We start from the raw sequence: 354 nt of genomic DNA on the forward strand, positions 1-354 counted from the left end.
GAAGCCTTCGACGGGGGCGGGTGTGCCGAAGCGTTCCTGGGCGGCGGTGGCGACGGCTCGGGCGATGGGGTGTTCGGAGGCGTGTTCGAGGGCGCCGGCCAGGCGGAGGGCTTCGTCCTCGGTGGTGCCGTGGGCGGTGTGGACGGCGAGGAGGGTCATCCGGCCGGTGGTGACGGTGCCGGTCTTGTCGAGGACGACGGTGTCGACCTTGCGGGTGTTCTCCAGGACTTCGGGGCCCTTGATCAGGATGCCGAGCTGGGCGCCGCGGCCGGTGCCGACCAGCAGGGCGGTGGGGGTGGCCAGGCCGAGGGCGCAGGGGCAGGCGATGATCAGCACCGCGACCGCCGCGGTGAA

At 73.2% G+C, this 354-nt stretch carries 1 pseudogene; it reads right to left on the bottom strand.

Annotated elements, in window-relative coordinates:
* Nucleotides 1-354, bottom strand: a pseudogene (locus OO57_RS38050) (HAD family hydrolase); the annotation flags it as partial.

The organism is Kitasatospora phosalacinea (assembly GCF_000717185.1).
Lineage (GTDB): Bacteria > Actinomycetota > Actinomycetes > Streptomycetales > Streptomycetaceae > Kitasatospora > Kitasatospora phosalacinea_A.